Annotated in this window: 20 protein-coding genes, 1 tRNA gene and 2 pseudogenes; 11 read left to right on the top strand and 12 right to left on the bottom strand. The window is 64.1% G+C overall.

The genetic code is table 11. The annotated features are described in order from the left end of the window. Positions 1-67 precede the first annotated feature (67 nt). From NT26_RS19930 to NT26_RS19950, 5 genes and pseudogenes are all read right to left on the bottom strand, one after another. Positions 68-1126, bottom strand: a complete 1059-nt coding sequence (locus NT26_RS19930) for a DUF2218 domain-containing protein (RefSeq protein ID WP_052642417.1) — start codon at positions 1124-1126, stop codon at positions 68-70. A gap of 72 nt (positions 1127-1198) precedes the next feature. Then, a pseudogene (locus NT26_RS19935) lies at positions 1199-1990 on the bottom strand (ABC transporter ATP-binding protein); the annotation flags it as partial. Then, positions 1987-3021 carry a FecCD family ABC transporter permease gene (locus NT26_RS19940; protein WP_052641400.1) on the bottom strand — a complete coding sequence of 345 codons (1035 nt, stop codon included), beginning with the start codon at positions 3019-3021 and terminating at the stop codon, positions 1987-1989. The pseudogene NT26_RS19935 and the gene NT26_RS19940, both read right to left, overlap by 4 nt. Positions 3022-3023: 2 nt before the next feature. Beyond that, entirely contained in the window at positions 3024-4028 is a 1005-nt protein-coding gene (locus tag NT26_RS19945; RefSeq protein WP_052641402.1) for a FecCD family ABC transporter permease, read from the bottom strand. After that, positions 4025-5014: an iron-siderophore ABC transporter substrate-binding protein gene (locus NT26_RS19950; RefSeq protein WP_052641404.1), complete on the bottom strand. Its 990-nt coding sequence runs from the start codon at positions 5012-5014 to the stop codon at positions 4025-4027. The genes NT26_RS19945 and NT26_RS19950 overlap by 4 nt, the downstream gene beginning before the upstream one ends. A gap of 301 nt (positions 5015-5315) precedes the next feature. On the opposite strand from NT26_RS19950, the gene NT26_RS19955 reads away from it, so the two are divergent. After that, entirely contained in the window at positions 5316-7442 is a 2127-nt protein-coding gene (locus NT26_RS19955; RefSeq protein WP_052642419.1) for a TonB-dependent siderophore receptor, read from the top strand. A gap of 37 nt (positions 7443-7479) precedes the next feature. Here NT26_RS19955 and NT26_RS19960 read toward each other — a convergent pair whose 3' ends face one another. After that, on the bottom strand, positions 7480-8373 hold the full coding sequence (locus NT26_RS19960) for a helix-turn-helix domain-containing protein (protein WP_152338543.1): 894 nt from the start codon (positions 8371-8373) through the stop codon (positions 7480-7482). Positions 8374-8753: 380 nt separating this feature from the next. Between NT26_RS19960 and NT26_RS19965 the strand changes: the two genes are divergently transcribed. From NT26_RS19965 to NT26_RS20000, 8 genes and pseudogenes are all read left to right on the top strand, one after another. Beyond that, positions 8754-9887, top strand: coding sequence for an MHYT domain-containing protein (locus tag NT26_RS19965; protein WP_052641407.1), 1134 nt, complete (start codon positions 8754-8756; stop codon positions 9885-9887). A 158-nt stretch (positions 9888-10045) separates the two neighbouring features. After that, on the top strand, positions 10046-10900 hold the full coding sequence (locus NT26_RS19970; RefSeq protein ID WP_052641409.1) for an FAD binding domain-containing protein: 855 nt from the start codon (positions 10046-10048) through the stop codon (positions 10898-10900). Positions 10901-10911: 11 nt separating this feature from the next. Continuing rightward, positions 10912-11403 carry a (2Fe-2S)-binding protein gene (locus NT26_RS19975; RefSeq protein ID WP_052641411.1) on the top strand — a complete coding sequence of 164 codons (492 nt, stop codon included), beginning with the start codon at positions 10912-10914 and terminating at the stop codon, positions 11401-11403. Then, a complete protein-coding gene (locus NT26_RS19980) occupies positions 11400-13820 on the top strand; it encodes an aerobic carbon-monoxide dehydrogenase large subunit (protein WP_052641413.1) in 2421 nt (806 codons plus the stop codon). Before NT26_RS19975 ends, NT26_RS19980 begins: the two co-directional genes overlap by 4 nt. 45 nt (positions 13821-13865) lie before the next feature. After that, positions 13866-14750 (top strand): AAA family ATPase, encoded by an 885-nt coding sequence (locus NT26_RS19985; protein ID WP_425287720.1) that lies wholly within the window; start codon positions 13866-13868, stop codon positions 14748-14750. After that, positions 14750-15937 (top strand): vWA domain-containing protein, encoded by a 1188-nt coding sequence (locus NT26_RS19990; protein ID WP_197570691.1) that lies wholly within the window; start codon positions 14750-14752, stop codon positions 15935-15937. The genes NT26_RS19985 and NT26_RS19990 overlap by 1 nt, the downstream gene beginning before the upstream one ends. 15 nt (positions 15938-15952) lie before the next feature. Beyond that, positions 15953-16762, top strand: a pseudogene (locus NT26_RS19995) (XdhC family protein); the annotation flags it as partial. A gap of 244 nt (positions 16763-17006) precedes the next feature. Next, on the top strand, positions 17007-17462 hold the full coding sequence (locus NT26_RS20000; protein ID WP_052641415.1) for an SRPBCC family protein: 456 nt from the start codon (positions 17007-17009) through the stop codon (positions 17460-17462). A gap of 231 nt (positions 17463-17693) precedes the next feature. Here NT26_RS20000 and NT26_RS20005 read toward each other — a convergent pair. The 5 genes from NT26_RS20005 to NT26_RS20025 form a co-directional block, all read right to left on the bottom strand. Continuing rightward, positions 17694-17780, bottom strand: a tRNA-Leu gene (locus tag NT26_RS20005). A gap of 101 nt (positions 17781-17881) precedes the next feature. Beyond that, entirely contained in the window at positions 17882-18181 is a 300-nt protein-coding gene (locus NT26_RS20010; RefSeq protein WP_052641417.1) for an Rdx family protein, read from the bottom strand. Between the two features lie 202 nt (positions 18182-18383). Next, positions 18384-19394, bottom strand: a complete 1011-nt coding sequence (locus NT26_RS20015) for a DUF3618 domain-containing protein (RefSeq protein ID WP_052641419.1) — start codon at positions 19392-19394, stop codon at positions 18384-18386. Continuing rightward, positions 19394-19810, bottom strand: coding sequence for a phage holin family protein (locus NT26_RS20020; RefSeq protein ID WP_052641421.1), 417 nt, complete (start codon positions 19808-19810; stop codon positions 19394-19396). The genes NT26_RS20015 and NT26_RS20020 overlap by 1 nt, the downstream gene beginning before the upstream one ends. Continuing rightward, a complete protein-coding gene (locus NT26_RS20025; protein WP_065814560.1) occupies positions 19803-20492 on the bottom strand; it encodes a hypothetical protein in 690 nt (229 codons plus the stop codon). The genes NT26_RS20020 and NT26_RS20025 overlap by 8 nt, the downstream gene beginning before the upstream one ends. Positions 20493-20761: 269 nt before the next feature. Between NT26_RS20025 and NT26_RS20030 the strand changes: the two genes are divergently transcribed. Together NT26_RS20030 and NT26_RS20035 are read left to right on the top strand one after the other, a co-directional pair. Then, a complete protein-coding gene (locus tag NT26_RS20030; RefSeq protein ID WP_052641423.1) occupies positions 20762-21787 on the top strand; it encodes a glycoside hydrolase family 25 protein in 1026 nt (341 codons plus the stop codon). Between the two features lie 107 nt (positions 21788-21894). Beyond that, positions 21895-22230, top strand: a complete 336-nt coding sequence (locus tag NT26_RS20035) for a hypothetical protein (protein ID WP_052641426.1) — start codon at positions 21895-21897, stop codon at positions 22228-22230. Positions 22231-23252: 1022 nt separating this feature from the next. Here the strand turns inward: NT26_RS20035 and lepA are convergent. Further along, positions 23253-25073: a translation elongation factor 4 gene (gene lepA / locus NT26_RS20040; RefSeq protein WP_052641429.1), complete on the bottom strand. Its 1821-nt coding sequence runs from the start codon at positions 25071-25073 to the stop codon at positions 23253-23255. Positions 25074-25080 lie beyond the last annotated feature (7 nt).

Below are 25080 nucleotides of genomic sequence, written 5' to 3' on the forward strand. Positions count from 1 at the left end.
CACGCCACCGAAGGCAATGGCGGCCGCTGACTGTGCGGCCGCCGGACTGGTGACGCAGCTGGTCGCCTCAGTTGCGCTCCCAGTACCAGGCGGCATACATCATCTTCCGGTCGTGCCCGCGGCTCTTGAGAAACTTCCGGATCGAGCGGACGTCCTCCTTTTCGCAGGCCACCCAGACGAATGTCTGGCCCTCGGTATTGGCGATTGCTTCCTTGCCCGCCTCCGCCAGCACGTTGGTAGAGCCGGCGACATAGCTGTTCCGGTGCAGCCATCGGATATCGATGGAGCCGGAGGTCGCAAGCGGTTGTTCTTCCGCCGCATCGGCCACCTCGATGATCGCCTTCATCCGGGTCGTGGAGGGGACCTCCTCGGCGATGCGGGCAATTGCCGGCAGGGCGCTTTCGTCGCCGACGAACAGAATGGAGTTCGCAGTAGGAGCATCACCGCCACCAGGTCCCAACAGGCCAACGAGTTGTCCGGGTTCTGCGTCGCGGGCGAAATCGGCACCGGGAGTGGCGACGCCATCTGCGGGGTGCTGCAGGAAGTCGATCCACAACTCGCGCCGGTCCCTGTCGACCCGTCGGATCGTATAGACCCGGACCAGAAGCTCGTCGTCTCCCTCCGGCCAGGCAACCCGGCCGTTTTCCTGCAGGCCCGGCCAGACCGGCGCCCGCCCCTTTGGCGGCACCAGGATGCGGACATGCATGTCGCCGCCTGTGAACGGTTCGATATCGGGGCAGGAAAACCTGACGCGACGCATGTGGGGCGTGACGTCCTCGGCGGAGATGACGGTCACCTCGTGGATGTTCGGTAGCCGGGCGAGGGTGGTGGGGTTTGACCAGGTCAGCTCCAGCGGGTCGTCACCGGCGAAGTAGAACAGGTGTTCGGCGAGCATGACGCGGGTACCCTGCAGCGTTTCCTCGGTGGTGCAGGCAAGATCGATCAGCAGCTTTCCGTCCTTGAGACGGATGCCGGCCGTGCCGTCCTCGTTCTTAAGGACGACGAGGTCGCCGTCGCGCTGGACTTCCGAATGTTCGATGAAGTGCTCGCAGACTTCCTCGAGCATGCCGAAGGCGTCCTTCGGCAGCGCAACGCCGGAGAGTTTGAACTGCTGGGCTGCATTCATGAATGGTCTTCCTTTTGAGGATTGTCGCTTGAGTATGGGAGGGGGGGCTCCAGTGCCGGTCGGCTCCGCCGTCACCCTGTGACGGCCGATCGGCAACATGATGGGACGTCCCGAGATCGGATCGGAAATGATGCGGCTGTCCAAGCCGAAGACGTGGCGAACGGTCTCTTCCGTCAAGACCTCTTCCGCAGGTCCGCAAACATGCAGGCGCCCTAGCGCCATGGCAACGAGATGATCCGCGTACCGCGCCGCCAGGTTGAGGTCGTGCAGGACCATCACGATCGTCGTGCCGCGCGAGTGGTTGAGGTCGGTGAGAAGATCGAGAACCTCGATCTGGTGGCTGACGTCCAGGAAGGTCGTCGGCTCGTCGAGCAGGAGCAGGTCTGTCCGCTGCGCGAGCGCCATGGCGATCCACACCCGTTGCCGCTGCCCGCCCGAAAGCTCGTCCACGGGTCGTTCGGCGAGCCCGACCGTCTTCGTCATCTCCAGCGCCGCCGCAACCGCCTCGTCGTCGCCGCGGCTCCAGCGCGAGAACATGCCCTGGTGAGGATGTCGGCCCCGGCCCACGAGATCGGCTACGGTGATGCCCTCGGGGGCGATAGGCGATTGCGGCAGGAGGCCAAGCGTCTTTGCCAGCTGCCGCGGCGGCATGTGGTGGATCGACTTACCATCGAGAAGGACCTGCCCGTTCTGGGGCGAAAGAAGCCGGGACATTGCGCGCAGCAGGGTGGATTTCCCGCAGGCGTTGGCACCGACGATTGCAGTGATCCGGCCGGGAGGTACGTCCAGGTCCAGGCCGTCCAGAACGGCGGTATCGCCGTAACCGGCGGAGAGGGCTTTGGCAGCCAGGGTGTGAGTGGTCATAGGGACCCTCCGCTGCGATTGACGCGTATGATGAGGTAGATCAGGTAGGGCGCTCCGAGTGCACCGGTCACGACCCCCACCGGATAACGGCTGGGCAGCAGGAACTGCCCCGCATAGTCAGCGAGCATCACGAGGACTGCCCCGGCAAGGGCGGCCGGCAATAGTATGGACCCGTTTCCGCCGACAAGACGGGCCGCGATGGATCCCGCCAGGAAGGCGACGAAGGACACCGGTCCGGCCACTGCGGTTGCGACGGCGATGACGCCCACCGCCGCGATCATGACGATGATGCGGGTGGCGGTCACGTTCGTCCCGAGTGCGGCAGCTGTATCGTCCCCGAGCCTCAGTGTGTCGAGGTCGCGGGCACGGCTGAGCAGGAGTCCGCCGAAGAGGAAAAGCGCGACCAGCAACGGCGGAGCCTGACTAGTCTGCGTGCCGTTCAGGCTTCCGGCTAGCCACCGCATGGCCTCCTGAAGGCTCCAGGCAGGCGCGCGCGAAAGCGTGTAGGCGATGAAGCTCTCCAGCATTGCGGCAACGCCGATGCCGATCAGGATCAGCCGCGTTCCCGCCACGCCGTCCCGGAAGGAGAGGCCGTAGATGGCCATGGCGACGCCTAGGGCGGCAACCACCGCGAACACCGAGACGGCCGGACCGTTCATCTGCAGGACGACGATCGCAAAGACGGCCGCCGAGCTGGCGCCGAGGTTGATGCCGATGATATCGGGGCTGGCGAGAGGATTGCGAAGCATGATCTGGAAAGCAGCTCCCCCCAGGCCGAAGCTCAGCCCGGTCAGCACGGCAAGCACTGCCCGGGGCAGCCGTAACTGCCCTACGGTGAAGCTTGCCCCCTGAACCTCCTCGCCGAACAGCACCCGGAGGACCTCGCCGGGCGGCGTGAAAGTCTGTCCGAACATGAGCGTCAGGGCAAAAAGCAGCACGATCAGGGTGAGGAGCGAGCCGATCACCAGTCGCCGCCGCCGCATGCGGCTCACGCGCCCGTTCCAGACGATGTCGATCGAAGATGCCTGCATGGTCACAGTTCGCGAACCCGTTGCCGCCTGACGATCCAGATGAAGAAGGGCGCGCCGATGAAGGCTGTGACAACGCCGACCTCCAACTCGTTGGGGCGGGCGATGATGCGGCCCATCACGTCCGCCGCAAGGAGCAGGCAGGCCCCTGCAAGTGCCGAGAAGGGCAGCAGCCAGCGGTGGTCAACGCCGACCAGCAGGCGGCAGAGATGCGGCACGACGAGCCCGACGAACCCGATCGGTCCACACACGGCGGTGGTGGCGCCGCACAGGAGGATTGCCGAGAGCGCTGCGGTGGCGCGTGCCAGGGCGACGCGCTCGCCAAGGCCCGTTGCCATCTCGTCGCCGAGCGCCAGGGAATTCAGTCGCCGCGCCGAGAGGAGGGCGAGGAGCACACCGCCAACAAGGAAGGGCGTGACTTCACCGATGGCGCCGAAGGTTGCCCCGCCGACGCCGCCGATCCGCCAGGACTGGATGCCTCCGGCAATGTCCGCGCGTGGCAGGATGATCGCCACGACCAGCGATGCGAAGGCGATGGATGTCGCCACACCGGCAAGGGCAAGCTTGAGCGGCGTCGCGCCGCCACGACCGAGTGAGCCGATGCTGTAGACGAAGACCGCGGTGACACCTGCTCCAAGGATCGCGACCCAGATGAAGGCCTGTGAGGAGGTGATGCCGAACCATGCGACCCCAACCACGACAGCGAGTGATGCACCGAGGTTGACGCCCAGGATCCCCGGATCCGCGAGCGGGTTGCGGGTGACGCCCTGCATGATGGCTCCGGCCAGTCCCAGGGCAACCCCGGCCGCGCCTGCCAGAAGGGTGCGCGGAATGCGCACAGCCACCGCCGCCTGGTCGATCGTCCCGCTGGCGCCGCCCAGCGCGGCCACGACATCGCTCCAGCCGACGGATCGGGTGCCGACCGCGACGGAGAGGCCAAGCAGCAGCGTGAGGCCAGCGACGACCGTCGCCAGCCAGAGCAGTCGCATCCCCTCCGCGCCCGTCGTCATTCTGTTTTTGCTGCTGCCTCTGCCAGCAGCTCTACGTAATCATCGAGAACCCAGCCTATGGAGAGCGGCGTGGGGTTGGCTGCGGTGCCGAGGGGATTTCGCCCCAGCATGACGATCGCGTCATGGGCGACCGCCGGCATTCTCGACATCAGCGGATCGGCCGCCAGCGCTTTCTTCAGATCCTCGCCGCCATAGGTGACGATGATGTCGACATCATCGAAGGCATCGATCTTCTCTGCGCTGATGCCGCCGGAGAACTGGCCGGGACGGGAGGCCTCCGCCACGCTACTGGGCATGCTCAGGCCAAGGTCCTGGAAGAACTTCACCCGCGTGTCGTTGGTCGTATAGAAATTGATGACGCTAAGGTTGGTCATGTCCAGATGAGTAACGAACATTGCCGACTTGCCCTCGAGTTCAGGATGCTCGCTCCTAGCCTTCGCGATGTCGGCCTCGATTCGCTCGATCAGCGCCTGTCCTTCCTCCTTCATGCCGAGGCCGGCGCTGTTGAAGCGGATCATCTCCCGCCAGTCGGTCGCCCAAGGCGCTTCCGGATAGGCGATGACCGGCGCGATCTGGCTCAGCGTCTCGTAGTCTGCCTTCGACAGACCGGAGTAGGCGGCGAGGATCACATCGGGATTGGTGGCGGCCACGCTCTCGAAATCGATCCCGTCGCCCTCGTCGAACAGTACGGGCGTCTCTGCTTCTAGCTCTTCCAGCCTCTTTTCTACCCAGGGAAGCAGCCCGTCGCCGTTATCGTCGCCGAAATTGGCTGCGGCAAATCCGACAGGAACGATGCCGAGCGCCAGCGGAACTTCGTGGTTCGCCCAGGCGACGGTCGCCACACGTTCAGGCTTGCTGGCAATGGTGGTCGTACCGAACGCATGCTTGACGGTGATCGGATACCCCGACTGCTGGGCCGACGCCCCAGTGGCGGACAGCGGGCAGGACGCAATCGCGAGTGCGGACAGGAGAACGAAGCGCAGCAACGGGGGAGATACTCCTTGGCGATAACTGGAGTTTCCGTGTCAGCTTAGATTGCATCCGTCAAGTCCTCCGCAGGCTTCTCTCCATGCCCGGCGGAAGTTTCCGGCGCTTCGTACAAGACCGGAGGAATCAACAATACTGGATTAAAGATATCAAGTTATGGGCGGATGAGGTACAGGCCGATCGCTGCCGCCCGCCGGGGTTTCGAGGGGGAACTCATGCAGGCCGTAGATGCAGCTCGTATCAACCGGCTGCTGCTGCGGCCGGCTCCAGCAACATAGTGATCAGTTTTCGGGTTGAATGATGAAGATCGATAGACGAGGCGGTAATCCCAAGGGGGTCGGCATGGCAGGGTGGCAGGCAGTCCTGCTGAGTTGCACGGCATTGGCGGCCATCTGGGCCACGTCAGCCGTGGCCCAGGACGGATCAGACGCAGCTGGCGGCACGCAACTTGAAACCATCGTCATTGAGGGCACGGGAAACGGCGACGATGACGCCCGCACAATTGTGGCGAAGAAAGCCACTGGCGTCGGCAAGATGCCGACCGAAGTCCTGCAAACGCCCGCTTCAGTTTCGGTCATCACCTCCAAGGAGGTCCAGGACCGTGGTGCCTCGACCGTCGAGCAGGTCGTCCAGTACACGGCCGGCGTGGTTACCGACTTCTATGGGTCGGACGATAGGTTCGACTACTTCGACATTCGCGGCTTTACTCCCTACACCTATCGCGACGGTTTGCCGATCGGCCGGACCTTCGGCGCAGCACGGGAAGAGCCCTATGCGTTCGAGCGGATCGAGATACTGAAGGGCGCCAGCTCGGCGGGCTTCGGCGCGGCAGAGCCCGGCGGCTCGGTGAACTACGTGACCAAGCTTCCCAAGAGCGAGCGCTTCGGGGAAGTCTACGGCACCGTGGGCTCCTTCTCGCACAAGGAAGCGGGGATCGATTTCGGCGACAACATCACCGAAGATGATACGCTCTCCTATCGCCTGACCGGCATCTATCAGAACGCTGATGCCGAGTATGATCATTCCCAGGACAATAAGAAGTTCATCATGGGTGGGCTGACATGGCGCCCCACAGATCTGACAAGCCTGTCGTTCGTATTCGACCACCTGAACACGGATGGCGTTCCCGGCAGCGGCGGCCACCCCCTTGGATCCGATTTTGACCGCGACCGCTTCTTCGGCGAACCGGACTACTATTTCCGGACGACCAACCGGAACACCTACAACGTGATGCTCGACCATGACTTCGGCAACGGACTGAGCTTCGGGTCCAATGCGCGTTACATGAAGTCCGACGATGCGTTTGGAGGGGCCTACCTCTCGAAGACGTATACGGACGGCTCTAATCTGGCGGACCGCTATTACTTCGGCAGCGACAAGTCGAGCGAGCAGTTCGTCATCGACGCGAACCTGATGTACGAAACCCGCTTCAACGATCTCGAAAGCCGCACTCTCGCAGGCGTCGACTACAACAACTTCAATTCTCAGAACTTCGGCCTGTATATCCCCGGGGCACCGAGCATCAACTGGATGAATCCGGTCTACTCCGGGGGACCTGCCTCGACAGCGCCCAATTCAGGCACGCGCAACGACCAGACAACCAAGGGCATCTACGTCCAGCAGGACCTGACGTTCTTCGACAGGCTGACAGCAAGCGTCGGCCTGCGGAACGACTGGCTCGACCTGCGTGAAACCAACCTGTTCACCGGCGTCGTCAAGGAGGGCGATTACAGCGAGTTCACCAAGCGCTTCGGCCTGAGCTACAGGATCACCGACGAACTGGCTGCCTATGTAAGCTACGCGGAGTCTGTTGCGCCTCCGGGTGCCGGCAACGAGCCGACAACGGGCAAGCAGTATGAAGCGGGCATCAAGTATCAACCGGAGGCCTTTCCGGCGCTCTTCACGGCATCGGTGTATGACCTTACCAAGGGAAACATCACCGTATACGACAGCGTGACCTATCTGCCGACCACGGTTGAAGAGGTACGCCATCGCGGCATAGAGCTCGAGGCCAAGGCGGAAATCACGGACAACATCGGCCTGATCGCGGCCTATACCTACATCGATTCGGAGATCAAGGAGCCGGGTGGAGCGAATGACGGAAACCGCCTGATGCGGGTGCCTGAGCATATGGCGTCCATCTGGGGCACCTACACGCTGCCAGGAAACGGCATCCGCGGTGACATGACGTTCGGTGTGGGAGCGCGCTATGTCGACTCGTATTTCACGAACATTACAAACACCATAGCCTCGGAAAGCGCCGTGGTGTTCGATGCTTCGTTCACCTATGAGATCAGGGAGAACACCACGCTCCAGCTCAACGCCAGCAATATCTTCGACGAGAAGCATGTTGCGAGCCAGGACAGCGGCGGCGTCTACTACAATCCCGGCCGCGCAGTCTACGCCACGCTGCGCCAGACCTGGTGACAAGCGAATCCCCGCCTGGACCAGTTCGGGCGGAGAACTAGCGGAAGCGCTGCAGGCGGCGCCAGGACGCCGGGGTATCGCCGGCGACCTGGCGGAACGCCTTGGTGAGATGGGCCTGGTCGGCGAATCCAAGCTGCAGGGCAATGTCGGCGACCGTCAGATCGGTCTCCGTCAGTAGCTTCTGTGCCAGCGCGACGCGGCGCGTGCGCTGCCACTGCTGTGGCGTTTCGCCGGTCGTCTGCTTGAAGACATGGGTAAACCAGCTCTCCGACAGCCCCACGGACTGGGCCATTTCGGCAACGCTGAGGCGCCCGTCGGTGCGCGCATCGAACCGGGCATGCAGCTTCTTCAGCTGCGCCTGCGTAAGCCGGCCACTGGTAGGGGCCTTCTCTTCCGCCGGAAGATCGAGAAGTGCAGTGGCAATGCTGCCGACGAGGCTTTCGCCATAGACGGCGTGCCTGGCGGGGGCGGCAAGCTCCTGGACCAGTAGCTCCGCCAGCGTCTCGATCGGTCCGACATCCTCGCTCTCGACAGGGCGGCGCAAGATCGACCGTGCGGCCGCTCCTCCCAGGGAAGGGGCGATGAAGCGCAGAAGCCGATCGCTGTGAAGGTGGATATCGAGATGCGAGAAGCGATGCGAGGAGGTGAAGGCCGTCCAGAGCGGGACGCCTGCCGGCACGTAGACCGCTCGAGTCATTGGCCGCGCGTCGCGTCCGATGCCGCCTTCCCGGTTGGTCATTTGGATATGCGGCGATACGTCGTTGAAGAAGATGACGATTCGCGGGTCGGGAGAGAGGTAGTAGGCCTTCGCTCCCGACTGGCCCTCTGCATCCCAGTAGACGCCGACGATGCCGTCGAAACTCCTCCACTGCGCAGGCACGAGCGGCCGGATACCCTCCGTGTAGCAGGTCATCGAGTGTCGGTAGCTCAATGGCGTTTCCTGAAGGCGGCGTAACGTCGCCGGGTATGAGAGTGATGACGGGCTGGCACGGCTGGACATCTCAGTGATGCCCTATCGTTCAGGCCATTGGAGAAACCTGAAACGACCGTCCCGATTTAACCTGAACATTCTCGTCATGTTTGTCCATGCCCTGAGCGGATTTTCTATCGTCCGTCGAGCACGTGGCTGGCGCACAAGCACACGCTTCGTCGAAATTGTCGTCCGCGGCAATCAAACGGTAATCGCTCGTGCACATCGCCCGTTATGCGGTTGCACTCCCCCTTCTGATGCCAGCCTTCGTACCGGATGACGCATTGAGTAAAGCTTGCTAGTCTTCGAAGGCAATTGGCTCCGGAACAGGCTTTTCGCGAATGCTGGCACCCAATTACGACCTGGTCCTGGTGTTTGCCTCGATCGCGGTGTCGATCATGGCTTCCTTTACGGGCCTGACGCTCACGAGGGGCATCAATGCTCTGCCGGATGTGCGGCGGAAGTTCATGATCGTCATGGCATCGATGGCGCTCGGTGGCGGCATCTGGTCCATGCACTTCGTGGCCATGCTGGCGATGAGCCTGCCTGTCCCCATCAGCTATGACGCAATCAGCACCCTGGGTTCGGCGCTGATCGCCATCCTGATGTGCGGCATTGCCATCCTGATCATGCACTATGTCGGGCGCACCTGGATCCATACGGCGGTCGCCGGGACGATCCTCGGAAATGGTATCGTGGTCATGCACTATGTCGGCATGTCCGGCATTCGCGGCTGCTTGCCGACCTTCGAGCTGCCGGGCGTCGTGCTGGCCGTCCTGGGCGCGACGGCTATGGGGATTGTGGCCCTGCGGATTTCCTATGTTCGCCGCTCGACCGGCCATATCTTCCTGGGCGCCATCATCTTCGGGCTGTCGGTCGTCCTCGTGCACTTCGTCGCCGTCGGCTGGACCGGCTTCCGTGTGGGCGAAGGGTCAGGGGCCGTGGCGCCGCTGATCGACAACGGCATTCTGGCACTGCTGGTCATGCTGTCGGCCTTTGTGATCTGCGGGACGTTCCTGCTGACGGCGACCAACTTCGTGCTGGTCGGCACGTCCGAGGCATCACCTTCCGTTTCCGCCTCCGCTCCGGTGACGAGCACGCCCCAGCCGCAGGCCGGCGCAAACGAGGCGCAACTGCCGGAGCATGGCCGCCTGCCCTACGAGCGCGACAAGCGCATCTATTTCGTCGAACCGTCCAAGGTCGCGGCCATCCGGGCTGAAGGGCACTACTCGATCATCTACACATCCGATGAAAAGCTCTTCTGTCCCCTCTCGATATCCGTGGTCGAGAAGCGGCTCGACCCGCAGCAGTTCCTGCGCACCCACAGGAGCTACCTCGTCAACATTGAGCAGGTGGCGGCCTTCGAGCGCGCCAAGGACAATGGCCGATGTCTGTTCGAGGGAGTGGCCTCCCTCAAGTCCGCTCCCGTCAGCCGCGCCTTCGTGCCGCGCGTTCGCAGCGCCTTGAGCATCTAACGAGCTCGATCGGCTCTTTGCGCGTTTCGTGCAGCTATTTCGCATTTCGTGCAGAACCGTTCGCCGCCAGGGTCTTCGACGTTGCGGCGGTGGGTGTCCCCTTCATCCTTCCATCAGAGGCGTGCCTGCCGGCTCGCTTCGTTTCTGGGAGGAAATCGATGATACCGGCACCCTTTGAATACCACCGCCCGGAGTCCGTCGAGGCGGCGGTGAAACTCATCGCCGACTTCGGCGACAGCGCCCGCGTGCTCGCCGGCGGCCACAGCCTCATCCCGATGATGAAGATGCGCATGACCGACATCGCGCATCTGGTCGACCTGCAGAAGATCGGCACTCTGAAAGGCATCCGGATCGACGGACGCAGCGTCACCATTGGTGCCATGACGACGCAGCACGAACTGATCGAAAGTACAGCGCTCGCGAATGTCGCTCCGATCCTTCGCGAGGCCGCGCTGCAGATCGCCGATCCGCAGGTGCGCTATGTCGGCACGCTCGGCGGCAACGTCGCCAACGGCGATCCCGGCAACGACATGCCGGCCCTGATGCAGTGTCTCGACGCGAGCTACCACCTGCAAGGTCCGGATGGGGCTCGCACGGTGAAGGCGCGTGACTTCTATGAGGCTGCCTATTTCACCGCTCGCACGGACGAAGAAATTCTCACCGCGGTGAGTTTCGAGGCGCCGGCCGGCGGCCACGCCTATGTGAAGCAGAAGCGCAAGACCGGCGACTATGCCACGGCCGCGGCCGCGGTGGTGATCGCAAAATCGGGCGGCAGCTGTTCCGCCGCGTCCATTTCCATGACCAATCTTTCCGACACGCCCGTCTGGTGCGAGGCGGCCGGCGAAGCGCTGGTCGGCACTGCACTGGGCGCCGCCGATGTTGAAAGCGCGGTCAATGCGATGCTCGAGGCCATCAACCCCCAGGATGACAACAAGGGTCCGGCGGAGTTCAAGCGCCACGCCGCCGCCGTTGTCCTGCGCCGCGCGATCGAACGCGCCGCGTCCCGCGCCTGAAGGAGTTTCCCATGAGCAAGACGCACATCAAGATGACGGTCAACGGAAAGGCCGTGGAACTGCTTGCAGAACCCCGTGAACTGTTAATTCACGTGCTCCGCGAGGAGCTTTCGATCACGGGTCCCCATATCGGCTGCGAGACCACCCATTGCGGCGCCTGCACCGTGGACATGGACGGAAGGTCGGTGAAATCCTGCACCGTCTTCGCAGCCCAGGCAAATGGCGCCAGCATCACCACGATCGAGGGCGTTGGAACCCCGGACGGTCTGCACGTGCTGCAGACGATGTTCAAGGAACATCACGGCCTGCAATGCGGCTTCTGCACCCCGGGCATGATCACGCGCGCCTATCGGCTGCTGCAGGAAAACCCTGATCCGACCGAAGAGGAGGTCCGCTTCGGCATGTCCGGAAATCTGTGCCGCTGCACCGGCTACCAGAACATCGTCAAGGCGATCCTCGCCGCGGCGGCTGAACTCAATGCGGTCAAGGAGGCGGCACAATGAACGAGATGACACCCCCGAACACCGAACGCGCTGCAGCCCTCAAGGGCCTCGGTTCCTCCCGCAAGCGCGTCGAGGACGCCCGTTTCACCCAGGGCAAGGGCAATTATGTCGATGACATCAAGATGCCCGGCATGCTGTTCGGCGATTTCGTCCGCAGCCCTTACGCCCACGCCCGTATCAGGTCGATCAACTCGGACAAGGCGAAGGCGCTTCCCGGCGTGATCGCGGTGCTGACCGCCGCGGACCTTGCGCCGCTCAACCTGCATTGGATGCCGACGCTCGCCGGCGATGTCCAGATGGTGCTGGCCGATGACAAGGTCCTGTTCCAGGGCCAGGAAGTCGCCTTCGTCGTGGCCGAGAACCGCTACATCGCCGCCGACGCGGTCGAACTGGTCGAGGTCGACTACGAGGAACTTCCGGTCGTCGTCGACCCGTTCGCGGCCGAGGCTCCGGATGCGCCGGTGCTGCGCGAGGACCTCGCCGGCAAGACCGAGGGCGCGCACGGGCCGCGGCGTCACCACAACCATATCTTCACCTGGGAACAGGGCGACAGAGACGCGACCGAGAAGGTCCTCGGCTCGGCGGACGTGGTGGCCGAGGAGATGGTCTACTATCACCGCACCCACCCCTGTCCGCTGGAGACCTGCGGCTGCGTCGCCTCGATGGACAAGGTCAACGGCAAGCTGACGGTCTGGGGCACCTTCCAGGCGCCGCATGCGGTGCGCACGGTCGCCTCGCTCATTTCGGGCATCGCCGAGCATAATATCCGCATCGTCTCGCCGGATATCGGCGGTGGCTTCGGCAACAAGGTCGGCGTCTATCCGGGCTATATCTGCGCGATCGTCGCCTCCATCGTCACCGGCGTTCCGGTGAAGTGGGTTGAAGACCGGATGGAAAACCTGATGGCGACCGCCTTTGCCCGCGACTACTGGATGAAGGGCAAGATTTCGGCGACGAAGGACGGCAGGATCACCGGCCTCTGGTGCCACGTGACGGCCGACCACGGCGCCTTCGACGCCTGCGCCGATCCGACCAAGTTCCCGGCCGGCTTCTTCAACATCTGCACCGGATCCTATGACATTCCGGTCGCCTATCTCGCGGTCGATGGGGTCTATACCAACAAGGCCCCGGGCGGCGTCGCCTATCGCTGCTCCTTCCGGGTGACGGAAGCGGCCTATTTCATCGAGCGGATGATCGAGGTGCTGGCGATCAAGCTCGGCATGGATGCGGCCGAACTCAGGCGCAAGAACTTCATCCGCAAGGACCAGTTCCCCTATCACTCGGCGCTCGGTTGGAAGTATGACTCCGGCGACTATCACACCGCCTGGGACAAGGCGTTGAAAGCTGTCGACTACGAGGGGCTGCGACGTGAGCAGGCCCAGCGGATCGAGGACTTCAAGGCCGGAAAAACCCGCAAGCTGCTCGGTATCGGCCTCACCCACTTCACCGAAATCGTCGGTGCAGGCCCGGTCAAGAACTGCGACATCCTGGGGCTCGGCATGTTCGACTCCTGCGAGATCCGCATCCACCCGACCGGATCGGCGATCACGCGTCTCGGGACGATCAGCCAGGGCCAGGGCCATGCTACGACCTTCGCCCAGATCCTCGCCTCGGAGATAGGCATCCCCGCCGACGACATCACGGTGGAGGAGGGCGACACGGACACGGCACCCTATGGTCTCGGCACCTACGGCTCGCGCTCGACCCCGGTCGCGGGGGCGGCGACCGCCATGGCCGGCCGCAAGATTCGCGCCAAGGCGCAGATGATCGCCGCCTATCTGCTGGAGGTCCATGACGACGACGTCGAATGGGATGTCGACCGCTTTGCGGTCAAGGGCGCGCCCGAGCGTTTCAAGACCATGAAGGAGATCGCCTTCGCCGCCTACAACCAGGCGATCCCGGGTCTCGAGCCTGGCCTGGAGGCGGTAAGCTACTACGACCCGCCGAACATGACCTATCCCTTCGGCGCCTATGTCTGCGTCATGGAAATCGACGTCGATACCGGCGAACACGAGATCCGCCAGTTCTACGCGCTCGATGATTGCGGCACACGCATTAATCCGATGATCATCGAGGGCCAGATCCATGGCGGTGCGACGGAAGGCTACGCCATCGCCATGGGCCAGGAGATTGCCTATGACGACATGGGCAACGTGAAGACGGGAACACTGATGGACTTCTTCCTGCCGACGGCCTGGGAGACGCCGCACTACACGACCGACTTCACCGTCACCCCTTCGCCGCATCACCCGATCGGCGCCAAGGGCGTGGGCGAAAGCCCGAACGTTGGTTCGGTGCCGGCCTTTTCCAACGCCGTACATGACGCGTTCCGCGCCTTCGGGCTGACACAAACGCACATGCCCCATGATCACTGGCGGATCTGGAAGACGGCGCATGAACTCGGCCTTCACGGCTGACGATGCAATGGCGGGTCGGCGAAGCGCCGGCCCGCTTGCTGCCGGATGGATGAGATGACCTGGAAGACCTTGAAGCAGGACCTTGCGGAGCATGGCTATGTCGCCTCGGACGACCTCGCCATGGCGCTGCATCTTGCCGTGTCGATCGGCAAGCCGCTGCTGCTCGAAGGGGCGGCGGGTGTCGGAAAGACCCAGCTTGCGAAGACGCTGGCCGAACTGTTCGACACCCGTCTCATCCGCCTGCAATGCTACGAGGGGCTCGACGCGGCCGCCGCCATCTACGAATGGAACTACCAGCGCCAGCTTCTTTCCATCCGGGCCGCTACCGAAGGTGGTGGTGCCGGTGACGACATCGAGGAACGGATATTCTCCGAGAAATACCTGCTTGCCCGGCCGCTTCTGGAAGCGATCCGTCAGGACAAGGCGCCGGTGCTGCTTCTCGACGAGGTCGATCGCGCCGACGAGGAATTCGAGGCCTATCTGCTGGAGCTCCTGTCGGATTTCCAGGTGACGATCCCCGAACTCGGCACCATCACCGCGAAGACACGGCCCTACGTGATCCTGACTTCGAACGGCACGCGTGACCTGTCGGACGCGCTGCGTCGCCGCTGCCTCTATTCCTTTGTCGATTATCCGGACCGGGCGACCGAGCTGTCGATCCTCGCCGCCCGCCAGCCGGGTCTGGAGGCGCGTCTTTGCGAGCAGATCGTCGGCGTCGTTCAGGCACTTCGAAAGGAGGATCTCGAGAAGAAGCCCGGCGTCGCGGAAATGCTGGACTGGGCGGCGGCGATCGCGGGGCTCGGCATCAACGACCTCGCCGACGATCCCGTCGAACTGCAGGCGACGCTCGTCTGCCTGCTGAAAACCCAGGCCGACCGCGCTGCCGTGCCGATCGAGGTGCAGCAGCGTCTGGTCGGAAAGGCGGCCTGATGCGCGCGACCCGCTTTCCCCAACGGCAAACGGTTCCGGAGCGCATGGCGGGCTTCATGGCCCATCTGCGGCTGAACGGGCTCGATGCCGGGCTCCCCGAAAGCGAGGCGGCGCTCGCCGCGCTCCACGCAATCGATGCGACGGACCGCGACGAGGTGCGGCTTGCGCTGAAATCGGTCTGCGCCCGTGGCGCGGATGGTTTTCGCGCCTTTGACGATCTGTTCGACGCCTATTGGCTTGCCAACGGCCGGGGCCGGGAGCGGCCGGCGCGCGAACGCGAACGCGAACTCGAGCGTCGGCCACCACGCCAGACGTCCAACATTCGCGAGATGATGGAGAGCCGCGCCAGCGGCGGCGTGCCGGATGTTCCAGACAATGGCAGCGAAGGCGAGAGCGAGGCCGGCGGGACGGGACGCCTGCTCGCATCGCGGATCGAGGCCGTGCGCCGCGCCGATCTTCGCGGTCTCGTCACGCCGGAAGAACTGGCCGAAGCCGAGGCCGTCGCCCGCCAGATCGCCCGGGCGCTCCGCGACCGGCGCTCGCGGCGGCGCAAGGCGGCACGGCGCGGTGCCTTGCTGGATCTCCGCCGCATCGCCCGCCGTTCGGTCGCCCATGGCGGCGACCCGGTCGAACTCCTGCGCCGGCGCCGGCCGGACCGGCCGGTGAACATCGTCGCGATCTGCGACGTGTCGGGCTCCATGAGCGTCTATGCGCGCATCTTCCTCGCCTTTCTGCAGGGTCTCGTCAGCGCCGACAGCCGCACCGACGCCTTCCTCCTGCACACGCGGCTCGTGCGGATATCCGACGCGCTGCGCGACAATGACACGTTGAGGGCGGTGGAGCGGCTGTCGCTGATGGCGAACGGCTTTGGCGGCGGCACGAGGATCGGCGCAAACCTGAAGCAATTCAACGATCAATATGCGCGCGGCATGGTGACGGGAAGAACCATAGTGGTGATCCTCTCCGACGGCTACGACACGGATCCCGCGGATCAGGTAGGTACCGAACTCGCCCGGCTAAGGCGGCGGGGCTGCAAGATCGTCTGGCTCAATCCGCTGAAGGGCTGGGAGGGTTACGAGCCGGTGGCGCGGGGCATGGCGGCGGCGCTGCCGCATCTCGATCTCTTCGCCGCAGCCAATACGCTCGATGCGCTCGCGGCGCTTGAACCGCATCTTCGAAAGGTGTGAGCGGAGGAGGCTCGCATGATGAGGAAACCGAAAATCGACGAGATCGCACAGGAGCTGAAACGCGCCGGAACGCCCTTCGTCATGGCAACGGTTGTGCGCACCGTCGCGGCGACGGCGGCGAAGGCCGGCGCCAAGGCCGTGATCCTTGAGGATGGCACGATCGCCGAGGGCTGGATCGGCGGCGGCTGCGCGCGCGGCGCGGTGCTGCGGGCAGCGAAGGACGCGATCACCGATGGCGAACCGCGTCTGATCTCCGTCCAGCCGGAGGATCTGCTGTCCGAGCTTGGCGTGGCGCCGGGCGAAGTCCGAAACGGCATCCGCTTTGCCCGCAACATGTGCCCGTCCAAGGGAACCATGGACGTGTTCATCGAGCCGGTGCTGCCGGTCCCGCATCTCTACGTGCTGGGCGCAAGCCCGGTCGGCATCGCGCTCGCCGATCTCGCCCGCCGCTTTGGCTTCCATACCGTCGCCTGCGCGCCGACGCCCGATCAGCCGGCCTTTGCCGAGGTCGACGATCGGATCGAGGGCTATCTTCTGCCGGCCGATGCGCCGGGCGAGCGTTATCTGGTGGTGGCGACGCAGGGCCGGGGCGACGAGGCGGCGTTGCGCGCCGCCCTGGGCTCGCCGGCGGCCCATGTCGCCTTCGTCGGCAGCCGCGCCAAAGCAGCGTCGATCAAGGCGGAGCTTCGCTCGACCGGGGTGGGTGAGGAGGATCTGGAGCGCGTGAAGGCGCCCGCGGGCCTGGACATCGGCGCGGTGACGCCGGAGGAAATTGCGCTCTCGATCGTCGCCGAACTAGTGGAGGTGCGGCGTCGCGGCCAGCGGCGGGTGATGCGCGAAGACCCGGCCGAAAAAGAACGGCTTGGCGCGGGGCCGGAAAAGGACGATGCTCCGGAGGCTGGTCCGGCTGATGCTGCAGCCAAACAGGGCCTGTTGAGGAGGGCAGGAGATCGTCTTCGCGAGAAGATGTTCTCGACTATGCCGGACGGAAAACAGCGGCAGGAGGAGACATCTGATCTCTCTCTGTTTCTGCATCGTCGCTTTTGTTGCATGTAAGGGTGGAGACAAGATGGAACTGAAAGACGAAATCCGCATCGAGGCGCCGAAGCACGAGGTCTACGCCGCGCTCAACGATCCCGAGGTGCTGAAGGCTTCGATCCCGGGCTGTCAGGAACTCGAAAAGGTGTCCGACAACGAGCTTGAGGCGAAGGTGACGTTGAAGGTCGGTCCCGTGAAGGCGACCTTCGGCGGCAAGGTCACGCTGGACACCGCCGGGGCACCGGATCGCTTTTCCCTCTCCGGCGAGGGAAGCGGCGGCGTCGCCGGCTTCGCCAAGGGCGGCGCGGATGTCGAACTGGAGGCGGATGGCGACGCCACCATCCTGCGCTATGCGGCCAAGGCCGATGTCGGCGGCAAGCTCGCCATGCTCGGCAGCCGGCTGATTGCCAGCACCGCGCAGAAGCTCGCAGGCCAGTTCTTCGAGAATTTCTCCGAGAAGGTCGCGCCGAAGCAGGAAGTCAGCTGATCCATCGACCCTTTCGCGGCCAGCCTGAGGGACTGTCGCGGCAGTCCTCCCACTGGCCCATCGGACTTGGGTTCCAAGAGGGGCCGCGGACTGGAATGCGCCGTTCCAAGCCGGGAATCGGCGAAACTCCCGCCGTTCCAGGCAATCAGTGCTGAAGGCTGATATGCCGCTCAGCGGCAGGGCCACGCGTGACGTGACCGAACCGAATGGGGTCAGTTATTTAGTGGGAAATGGTGCCCAGAAGAGGACTCGAACCTCCACACCCTTGCGAGTACCAGCACCTGAAGCTGGCGCGTCTACCAATTCCGCCATCTGGGCGACGGAGAGCGATGTACGGGGGCGGCCGTCTGCTGTCAACTGGCTTTTTGAAGTTTCCATGTCGGGATTGCAAAAACAGTCGCAGCACCTTAGCCCGCAGCCTAGGAGGCATTGTTCGATGGCGTTTGCCGGTCCAGATGCCCCAGGTCCCGCTCCGGCTCGATCACGTCGCGAACCCTTTGCTTGAGCTCCTTCGGCCCCGGAAATCCGCCGTCACGCTTGCGTTCCCAAAGAAGGTCGCCGTCGATCCGGATCTCGAAATTGCCGCCGGTTCCGGGGATGAGCGCCACCTCGCCAAGACTGTCGGAAAATGTCTGCAGCAGTTCCTGCGCGATCCATCCGGCCCGCAACAGCCAGTTGCATTGGGTGCAGTAGAGGATGGTGATGCGCGGCTTGTCCATGGCTCTTCCTTCGACCGGTCCTGGGAATGGAGCGACTATGGACTGAACGGGAGCGGAATTCCATTCTGAGGGACGGGCAAGTGTAGCGGGACTTGCCATCCCTCGTCTGGGACATGGCATGACGGGAGGCGCTTGAGCCGCCGCTGATCCCACGAAAAAGGCTCCCGCACGAATGCGGGAGCCCTAAAGTGAAGGCAGGGGGTCAGTGGGGCCGGGTATCTCCCCGCGCCGCACCATTGCCCTGCTGCATGCCGCGGGCTTCCTCGGCTATACGGTCCCTCGCCGCATCATGGACATCCGAAGCGACGGCCGAAGCCTTGCCATAGATATCCGACGCTGCCGCCTCGGCCTTGTCGACCGCATCGGCGGCCTTCGAGGACATCTGCTTACGCACGCCTTCGGCCATTTCGCCCATCGCCTCGTCCTCGCGGCGCGTATTTGGCAGGGCCGCACCGATGGCCGCGCCGAGCGCAAACGCCAATGCCCCGCCGATCAGTGGCTGGTCGCGGAAATGACGGGCGATGCTGTCGTTCAGATCGCCGGCATAGTCGCGAACTGACCCACCCGCCGACATCGCACCGTCACCCATGGACCGCGCGCCGCGCATCATCGAGTGACCGGCCTTTCCAGCGGTAGAACTCATCCGTCTCCAGGTTTTCGAGGCCCAGCCGGAAGCCTCGTCGAAGAGGCGGCCGGTCTCGTCGCGGATGTCATGGACCTGACGCCCGGTGGCATCGGCAAAGCCGCGATAGGTCTTGCCCGCCTCGTCCATGAAGTGGCCCGCGCGGCGACCTGTTTCATCGGTCAGAGCCCGGAACCGGCTTCCTCCCTCGTCGGTAAAGTGGCTGTAGCGGCTCTCCCCCTGCGTCTGCACGGGGCCGACGCGGCGCACATGGCCGGTGACGGGCGCCAGCGGATATTCCACTTCATCGTCCTCGTGGGCAGAGGTCCGGTTGCTGCCTGGATTGGCCATCAGCCAGGCCATGCTCACACCCATCAATGCGACGGGGATAGGATTGGTCTTCATGGCACTGCCGAGATTGGCGACGTATTCGCCGCCGCCGCTCGACTTGGCGTAGGCCAGAGCTTCGTCGAGAAGCTGGCCCGGCGACATCTTCGCCTGGATCGCATCCATGCGTTCCTCGATCCGGCGACGATCCTGTTCGATTTCGCGCTCGAGCTGTTCAGCCCGCATTGTCTCGGTCGTGGACATCAGACACGCTCCTTTATCATCTGGGCATCCCGGCGAATGGACGTCGAGGTGCGGTCGAGCTTCAGGTTCTCACCGCGCAGGGTCGAGAGGCCGCGGTGGATCATCCCCCAAGCGAGGAGTGCCACGACGACGCCGACGATGACTGACGCGAGGCCATCTGCTCCTGGTTCCGTCATTCCCCGCGCGACGAAGAATGCGGCGAGGCCATTGACGAGGGCCGCGAGCAGAACGCCGACGGCCGCGATCGCGAATACGAGCCCTGCGGCAAATGCCTCAACCCCCGTAAGGACGTGGGACATCTTCTCCGAGGCTTCCGTCTTGGCGAGCGTGATCTCCTTGCGGAAGAGACCGGTGATGTCGGACACCAGTCCGCTCACCAGTTCGGAAAGAGGACGATTGTCCATCTGGTTAGCCATTGTAGCTTCCCTCCGAATTGTAGCCCGTCGCATAGCCGGCGCCGGTGGCGGGGCTGACGGGTGAGGTTGACGTGGTGGTCGTGCTGCTGCCGGCCCGGCTGATCCCTTCTGTACGCCCCGAAGGCTGGCTGGTGCGCTCGGACGATGCGGTCAGGAAGCGGCTGGCGGCAAAGCCTGCCAGGGCTGCAATGCCGAGAAAGGCGGCCGGCTGTCTGCGGCCAAAATCTTCAGCCATGGCTGCGACCTCGCCGAGATCCTTGCCCTTCATGTCATCGGCGAAGCGTTGCATGCTGGCACCAATCTGCTTGGCGTAGCGGCCGACCTCGCGCTGGTCGCCCTGCTCGAGCTCACCGCCTACGCGCTCGATGGCGCTGGCGATGCCGCTGACTCGGCTCGCTGCAAAATCCTTCTGCTCGCCGGCAGCGTCGCGAGCCTGCTGCCCCACTCGGCTGACCTGTTCCTGGGCGCCGGCCTTCACCGCCTGCCAGTCTTCAGCGGCTTTTTCCTTCAGGCTGCCTCCTGCGTCCTTGGCCGCGGAGGAAACTGCCGACGCGGCATGGGACGCTGCCCCCTCTTGCCCCGACGCCTTGCTGGCGGAAGGATCGCGGGCAGGATTGCTTGCGGTTGGATAGGTAGAACCAGGCTGAAAGCCGGCTCCTGGATTCGTGTCTCGTTCGGTCATTGAACTCTCCCAAAAATCTGCAACGGGATCGGCATGACGACATCAACTGATGCGATCGGGGATTGAACCGGGATGTCGGTCTAAAGTTCCCAAAAATGCCGCAATTCCCACGCCGGGCGCAGGGAAACGATATGTTTCGCGCCGTCACGGTCGTGCCCGTTAAGATTGGATTCAATCTTTGCCGGTAATCTTCCGTTAGCTTTTTCCGTGCGCGCGTCCCGGCGTCGTGTGCGGCTGCCTTCGATCCCTGTTTTGCGTACGTGGGTGCCATGCGTCGTTCCGCCATCTCCGCCATCTCCGCCATTGCCATGATTGCCTTCGCCCTGTCGGGCTGCACGTCGAGCTTGGATCCCGGGGCTCTCGTCGCTGGCCTGCCTTCAAGGGAGGTGACGAGTTCCGTCAAGCCGGCGGCGCCGGTTCCCGCAGCGGTCGTGGGAGAGGCGAAGCCGCTCGCCTGGGCGGAGGATGACACCGGCAGTGCGCCGTTGGCGGCGATGGCAACGACCGTAGGGATGCCGACGCCTTCGTCGCGCCCGCTGGGGATGCTTCTGCCGGACAATCCTGCCGGCGCGGGCCCCGTCACGCGCTCGCGGATCTACAGCCAGCGCTTCAGCGACGCCAAGCCGATCAACTTCGGCAAGGTCCAGCCGCAGCACTATGCCGTGCACGGCGTCGACGTCTCCCGCTGGCAGGGCGAGATCGACTGGCCGAAGCTCAGGACGCAGGGTGCGAACTTCGCCTACATCAAGGCCACGGACGGCGGCGACCATCTCGACCCCATGTTCAAGACCAACTGGCAGCGGGCCAAGCAGGCCGGCATCCGCCGCGGCGCCTACCACTTCTTCTACTGGTGCCGGCGCGCCAGCGAGCAGGCCGACTGGTTCATCCGTAACGTGCCGCGCGACCCCGACGCCCTGCCGCCGGTGATCGACGTCGAGTGGAACGGCGATTCGGCTTGCAAGCGTCGCCCCTCGCGCGCCGACGTCTTGGAAAAGATGCAGGTCTTCATGGACAAGCTGGAGCGGCACTACGGCCAACGGCCTGTAGTCTACACGGCTCCGGACTTCTACAAGGACAACCTCGTCGGCGCCTTCGAGAACTATCCCTTCTGGCTGCGCGCCGTCGCCCAGCACCCGTCCAAGGTCTATCCGGGCCGCAAGTTCGTCTTCTGGCAATATTCCGGCTCGGGCCTGTCGCAGGGCGTGAACGGCAAGATCGACCTCAACGTCTTCAACGGCTCCGTCGAGGGCTGGCACAACTGGGTCGAGGCGAGGACGATGACGGCCCGAAACTGACGGATCTGCTTGCTCTTTCCACGGGTTCGGAAGACCGGTCGAATCTTTGACGGAACAAATTTCCGTGAGTCTCCGTTCTTCTGCCAGGTTAAACGGAGGAAGAACCCATGACCTATGATCCGAATGACAATCGTCCGGACCTGCGTGACCGTCGCCCGGACCTCGTGAACAACAATGTCGACGCTCGCCGCAGCTCGTCCTGGGTGCCGTGGGTCGCCGTCCTGGCCGTCCTGCTGATCGGCGCCTTCATCTGGGGCAATATGGGTGGCGAGCCCGGTACCGACCCGGCGACAACCTCCTCGACGACGAATTCGGAAGCCATGGACAGCGCTCCGGCTCCGGTCGCTCCGGCACCGGCTGGTGGCGCAACTGATGCTGCCCCTGCCGCACCCGCCGACCCGGCCACCCCGCCGGCTGCAGGTGGCGCCACAAACGGCGGCTAATCTGCCCCACATCATCTTCCCGAGCCGCTCGCCATCCTTGGCGGGCGGTTTTCTTTTGGGCGACGAAGGTATGCCACGTCGGCACTCTTGGTGAGGGGGTAGCGAACGACAACACCGGCTCTCCCTTCTCCTCGGGTCAGGCCCGAGGGTGATGAAGAGACGGATTCCTCCCTTGGAGATCCACGGGTCTCACTGCGTTCGCCCGAGGAGGACGAACAATTTCAAATCGGACGGGGCGCTGAAAGCTGCCTCGTAAGTTAAATTTACGTGGCACCTCTCAGCGCCCCGTTCGGCGGTTTGTGCCCGCGACTCCGGTCTCTCTGCCTAGGTCGGACGGGGAGGTGTTTGATCGCCGGTTTCCCGGGACCCGGAATTTCTTCCGGGCTTCGCGTCGGACCCGAAGATCCGGCGACACCAACCCCGTCGACCCCCCTGTGTGCCGCACAGGCACGCCCGGCGCGCACTTTCGGGCATCAGAAGCAGGGGGCCGGTCCGAAACCATCCCGCTTCCCCCGTGTCGCCGGAGGGAGACCATTTTCCGCGGACCCCGATGGTGAAGGTGCACGTCGTCCCTCCACCGCCAGCGCCGGCCCCGCCTCGCCAGGACGCCTCCTGGTGTATCCGCGGCGGGACGGGGCAAGTATGGGCACAGGTTTGGGGGACGGGGATGAGCGGGGATGAGTTTTTCTTTCGTCATCCTCGGGCTTGACCCGAGGATCCAGGCACAGGGAACCAAATCAGGTGGTTACCCGTGCAGGTGGGTTGGAAAGGCCCATTCCTGCAATGAAAATGCTTGGTTTTGGATCCTCGGGTCAAGCCCGAGGATGACGAAAGAGAGAGGCGGGAGAGGGAGGGCGCCGAGAATGCCGCATCAGCTCCTTCCCCCTCGTGGGAGAGGAAGCCATTTCAGTATCATAGCGTCAGCCAAGCGCCAGAAATGCGGGTGAGGGGGCAGTGCGCCCAACTTCCGGGTCTGAGGCTCCCGTGGCTGAGGATTGATGCAACCCTGGAAGGAGCGCCGCTTACTCATCCCCCATCTTAAGCGCGGCGATGAAGGCTTCCTGCGGGATCTCGACCTTGCCGAACTGGCGCATGCGCTTCTTGCCTTCCTTCTGCTTGTCGAGAAGCTTGCGCTTGCGCGTGGCGTCGCCGCCGTAGCACTTGGCGGTCACGTCCTTGCGCAGAGCCCGCACCGTTTCGCGGGCGATCACCTTGCCGCCGATGGCGGCCTGGATCGGGATCTGGAACATGTGCGGCGGGATGAGTTCCTTGAGCTTCTCGCACATGCCACGGCCGCGGCGGTCGGCGGCGGAGCGGTGGACGAGCATGGAAAGCGCGTCGACCGGATCGCCGTTGACGAGGATAGACATCTTCACGAGGTCGCCGGCGCGGTAGTCGATGATGTTGTAGTCGAAGGAGGCATAGCCCTTGGAGATCGACTTCAGCCGGTCGTAGAAATCGAAGACGACTTCGTTGAGCGGCAGCTCGTAGGTGATCATCGCCCGGTTGCCGACATAGGTAAGCTCGGTCTGGATGCCGCGCCGGTCCTGGCAGAGCTTCAGGATGCCGCCGAGATATTCGTCCGGCGTCATGATCGTCGCCTTGATCCACGGCTCGCGAATCTCGTCGATCTTGACGACGTCCGGCATGTCGGCCGGGTTGTGCAGTTCCTTCTCGGTGCCGTCGGTCAGCGTCATCTGGTAGACGACGGACGGGGCGGTCGCGACGAGATCGAGGTTGAACTCGCGCTCCAGCCGCTCCTGGATGATTTCCAGATGCAAGAGGCCGAGGAAGCCGCAGCGGAAGCCGAAGCCGAGCGCAGCCGAGCTTTCCATCTCGAAGGAGAAGCTCGCATCGTTGAGGCGAAGCTTGCCCATGGCCGAGCGCAGGTCCTCGAAGTCGGCGGCATCGACCGGGAAGAGGCCGCAGAAGACCACCGGCTGGGCGGGCTTGAAGCCCGGCAGCGCGGAAGCCGTCGGCTTCTTGTCGTCGGTGATCGTGTCGCCAACGCGGGTATCGGCCACTTCCTTGATCGAGGCTGTGATGACGCCGATTTCGCCGGGGCCGAGGGAGTCCACCTGCAGCATCTTCGGGGTGAGCACGCCGACGCGCTCCACGCCGTAGCGGGCGCCGGTGCCCATCATGCGGATCTGCTGGCCCTTGGTCAGCACGCCGTCGATGACGCGCACGAGGACCATGACGCCGAGATAGGTGTCGTACCAGCTATCGACGAGGAGGGCCTTGAGCGGCGCCTTCTCGCCACCCTCGCTCTTCGGCGGCGGCAGCTTGTGGACGATCGCTTCGAGCACGTCCGGAATGCCGAGGCCGGTCTTGGCGGAGATCATCACGGCGTCGGAGGCGTCGATGCCGATCACCTCCTCGATCTGCTCCTTGATGCGGTCGGGCTCGGCCGCCGGCAGGTCGATCTTGTTGAGGACCGTGACGAGCTCGTGGTCGTTGTCGATCGCCTGGTAGACGTTGGCAAGCGTCTGGGCTTCGACGCCTTGGGACGCATCGACCACCAGCAAAGAGCCTTCGCAGGCCGAGAGCGAGCGGGAGACTTCGTAGGCGAAGTCGACATGGCCGGGGGTGTCGATCAGGTTCAGGACATAGGTCTCGCCGTCCTTCGCCTTGTAGTGCAGGCGCACCGTCTGCGCCTTGATGGTGATGCCGCGCTCGCGCTCGATATCCATGGAATCGAGGACCTGTTCCGACATCTCGCGTTCGGCAAGGCCGCCGCAGGTCTGGATCAGCCGGTCGGCAAGGGTGGACTTGCCGTGGTCGATATGCGCGACGATGGAGAAGTTGCGGATGTGGTCGAGGGGCGTGCGATCGGTGCTCATGGCTCGC

It is taken from the genome of Pseudorhizobium banfieldiae, assembly GCF_000967425.1.
GTDB lineage: Bacteria > Pseudomonadota > Alphaproteobacteria > Rhizobiales > Rhizobiaceae > Neorhizobium > Neorhizobium banfieldiae.

What these genes read in the sequence shown, in the direction of transcription:
- NT26_RS19930 (WP_052642417.1), bottom strand. Translation starts at nt 1,126, where the DNA reads ATGAATGCAGCCCAGCAGTTCAAACTCTCCGGCGTTGCGCTGCCGAAG.
- NT26_RS19940 (WP_052641400.1), bottom strand. Translation starts at nt 3,021, where the DNA reads ATGCAGGCATCTTCGATCGACATCGTCTGGAACGGGCGCGTGAGCCGC.
- NT26_RS19945 (WP_052641402.1), bottom strand. Translation starts at nt 4,028, where the DNA reads ATGACGACGGGCGCGGAGGGGATGCGACTGCTCTGGCTGGCGACGGTC.
- NT26_RS19955 (WP_052642419.1), top strand. Translation starts at nt 5,316, where the DNA reads ATGAAGATCGATAGACGAGGCGGTAATCCCAAGGGGGTCGGCATGGCA.
- NT26_RS19965 (WP_052641407.1), top strand. Translation starts at nt 8,754, where the DNA reads ATGCTGGCACCCAATTACGACCTGGTCCTGGTGTTTGCCTCGATCGCG.
- NT26_RS19970 (WP_052641409.1), top strand. Translation starts at nt 10,046, where the DNA reads ATGATACCGGCACCCTTTGAATACCACCGCCCGGAGTCCGTCGAGGCG.
- NT26_RS19975 (WP_052641411.1), top strand. Translation starts at nt 10,912, where the DNA reads ATGAGCAAGACGCACATCAAGATGACGGTCAACGGAAAGGCCGTGGAA.
- NT26_RS19980 (WP_052641413.1), top strand. Translation starts at nt 11,400, where the DNA reads ATGAACGAGATGACACCCCCGAACACCGAACGCGCTGCAGCCCTCAAG.
- NT26_RS19985 (WP_425287720.1), top strand. Translation starts at nt 13,866, where the DNA reads ATGGATGAGATGACCTGGAAGACCTTGAAGCAGGACCTTGCGGAGCAT.
- NT26_RS19990 (WP_197570691.1), top strand. Translation starts at nt 14,750, where the DNA reads ATGCGCGCGACCCGCTTTCCCCAACGGCAAACGGTTCCGGAGCGCATG.
- NT26_RS20000 (WP_052641415.1), top strand. Translation starts at nt 17,007, where the DNA reads ATGGAACTGAAAGACGAAATCCGCATCGAGGCGCCGAAGCACGAGGTC.
- NT26_RS20010 (WP_052641417.1), bottom strand. Translation starts at nt 18,181, where the DNA reads ATGGACAAGCCGCGCATCACCATCCTCTACTGCACCCAATGCAACTGG.
- NT26_RS20015 (WP_052641419.1), bottom strand. Translation starts at nt 19,394, where the DNA reads ATGTCCACGACCGAGACAATGCGGGCTGAACAGCTCGAGCGCGAAATC.
- NT26_RS20020 (WP_052641421.1), bottom strand. Translation starts at nt 19,810, where the DNA reads ATGGCTAACCAGATGGACAATCGTCCTCTTTCCGAACTGGTGAGCGGA.
- NT26_RS20025 (WP_065814560.1), bottom strand. Translation starts at nt 20,492, where the DNA reads ATGACCGAACGAGACACGAATCCAGGAGCCGGCTTTCAGCCTGGTTCT.
- NT26_RS20030 (WP_052641423.1), top strand. Translation starts at nt 20,762, where the DNA reads ATGCGTCGTTCCGCCATCTCCGCCATCTCCGCCATTGCCATGATTGCC.
- NT26_RS20035 (WP_052641426.1), top strand. Translation starts at nt 21,895, where the DNA reads ATGACCTATGATCCGAATGACAATCGTCCGGACCTGCGTGACCGTCGC.
- lepA (WP_052641429.1), bottom strand. Translation starts at nt 25,073, where the DNA reads ATGAGCACCGATCGCACGCCCCTCGACCACATCCGCAACTTCTCCATC.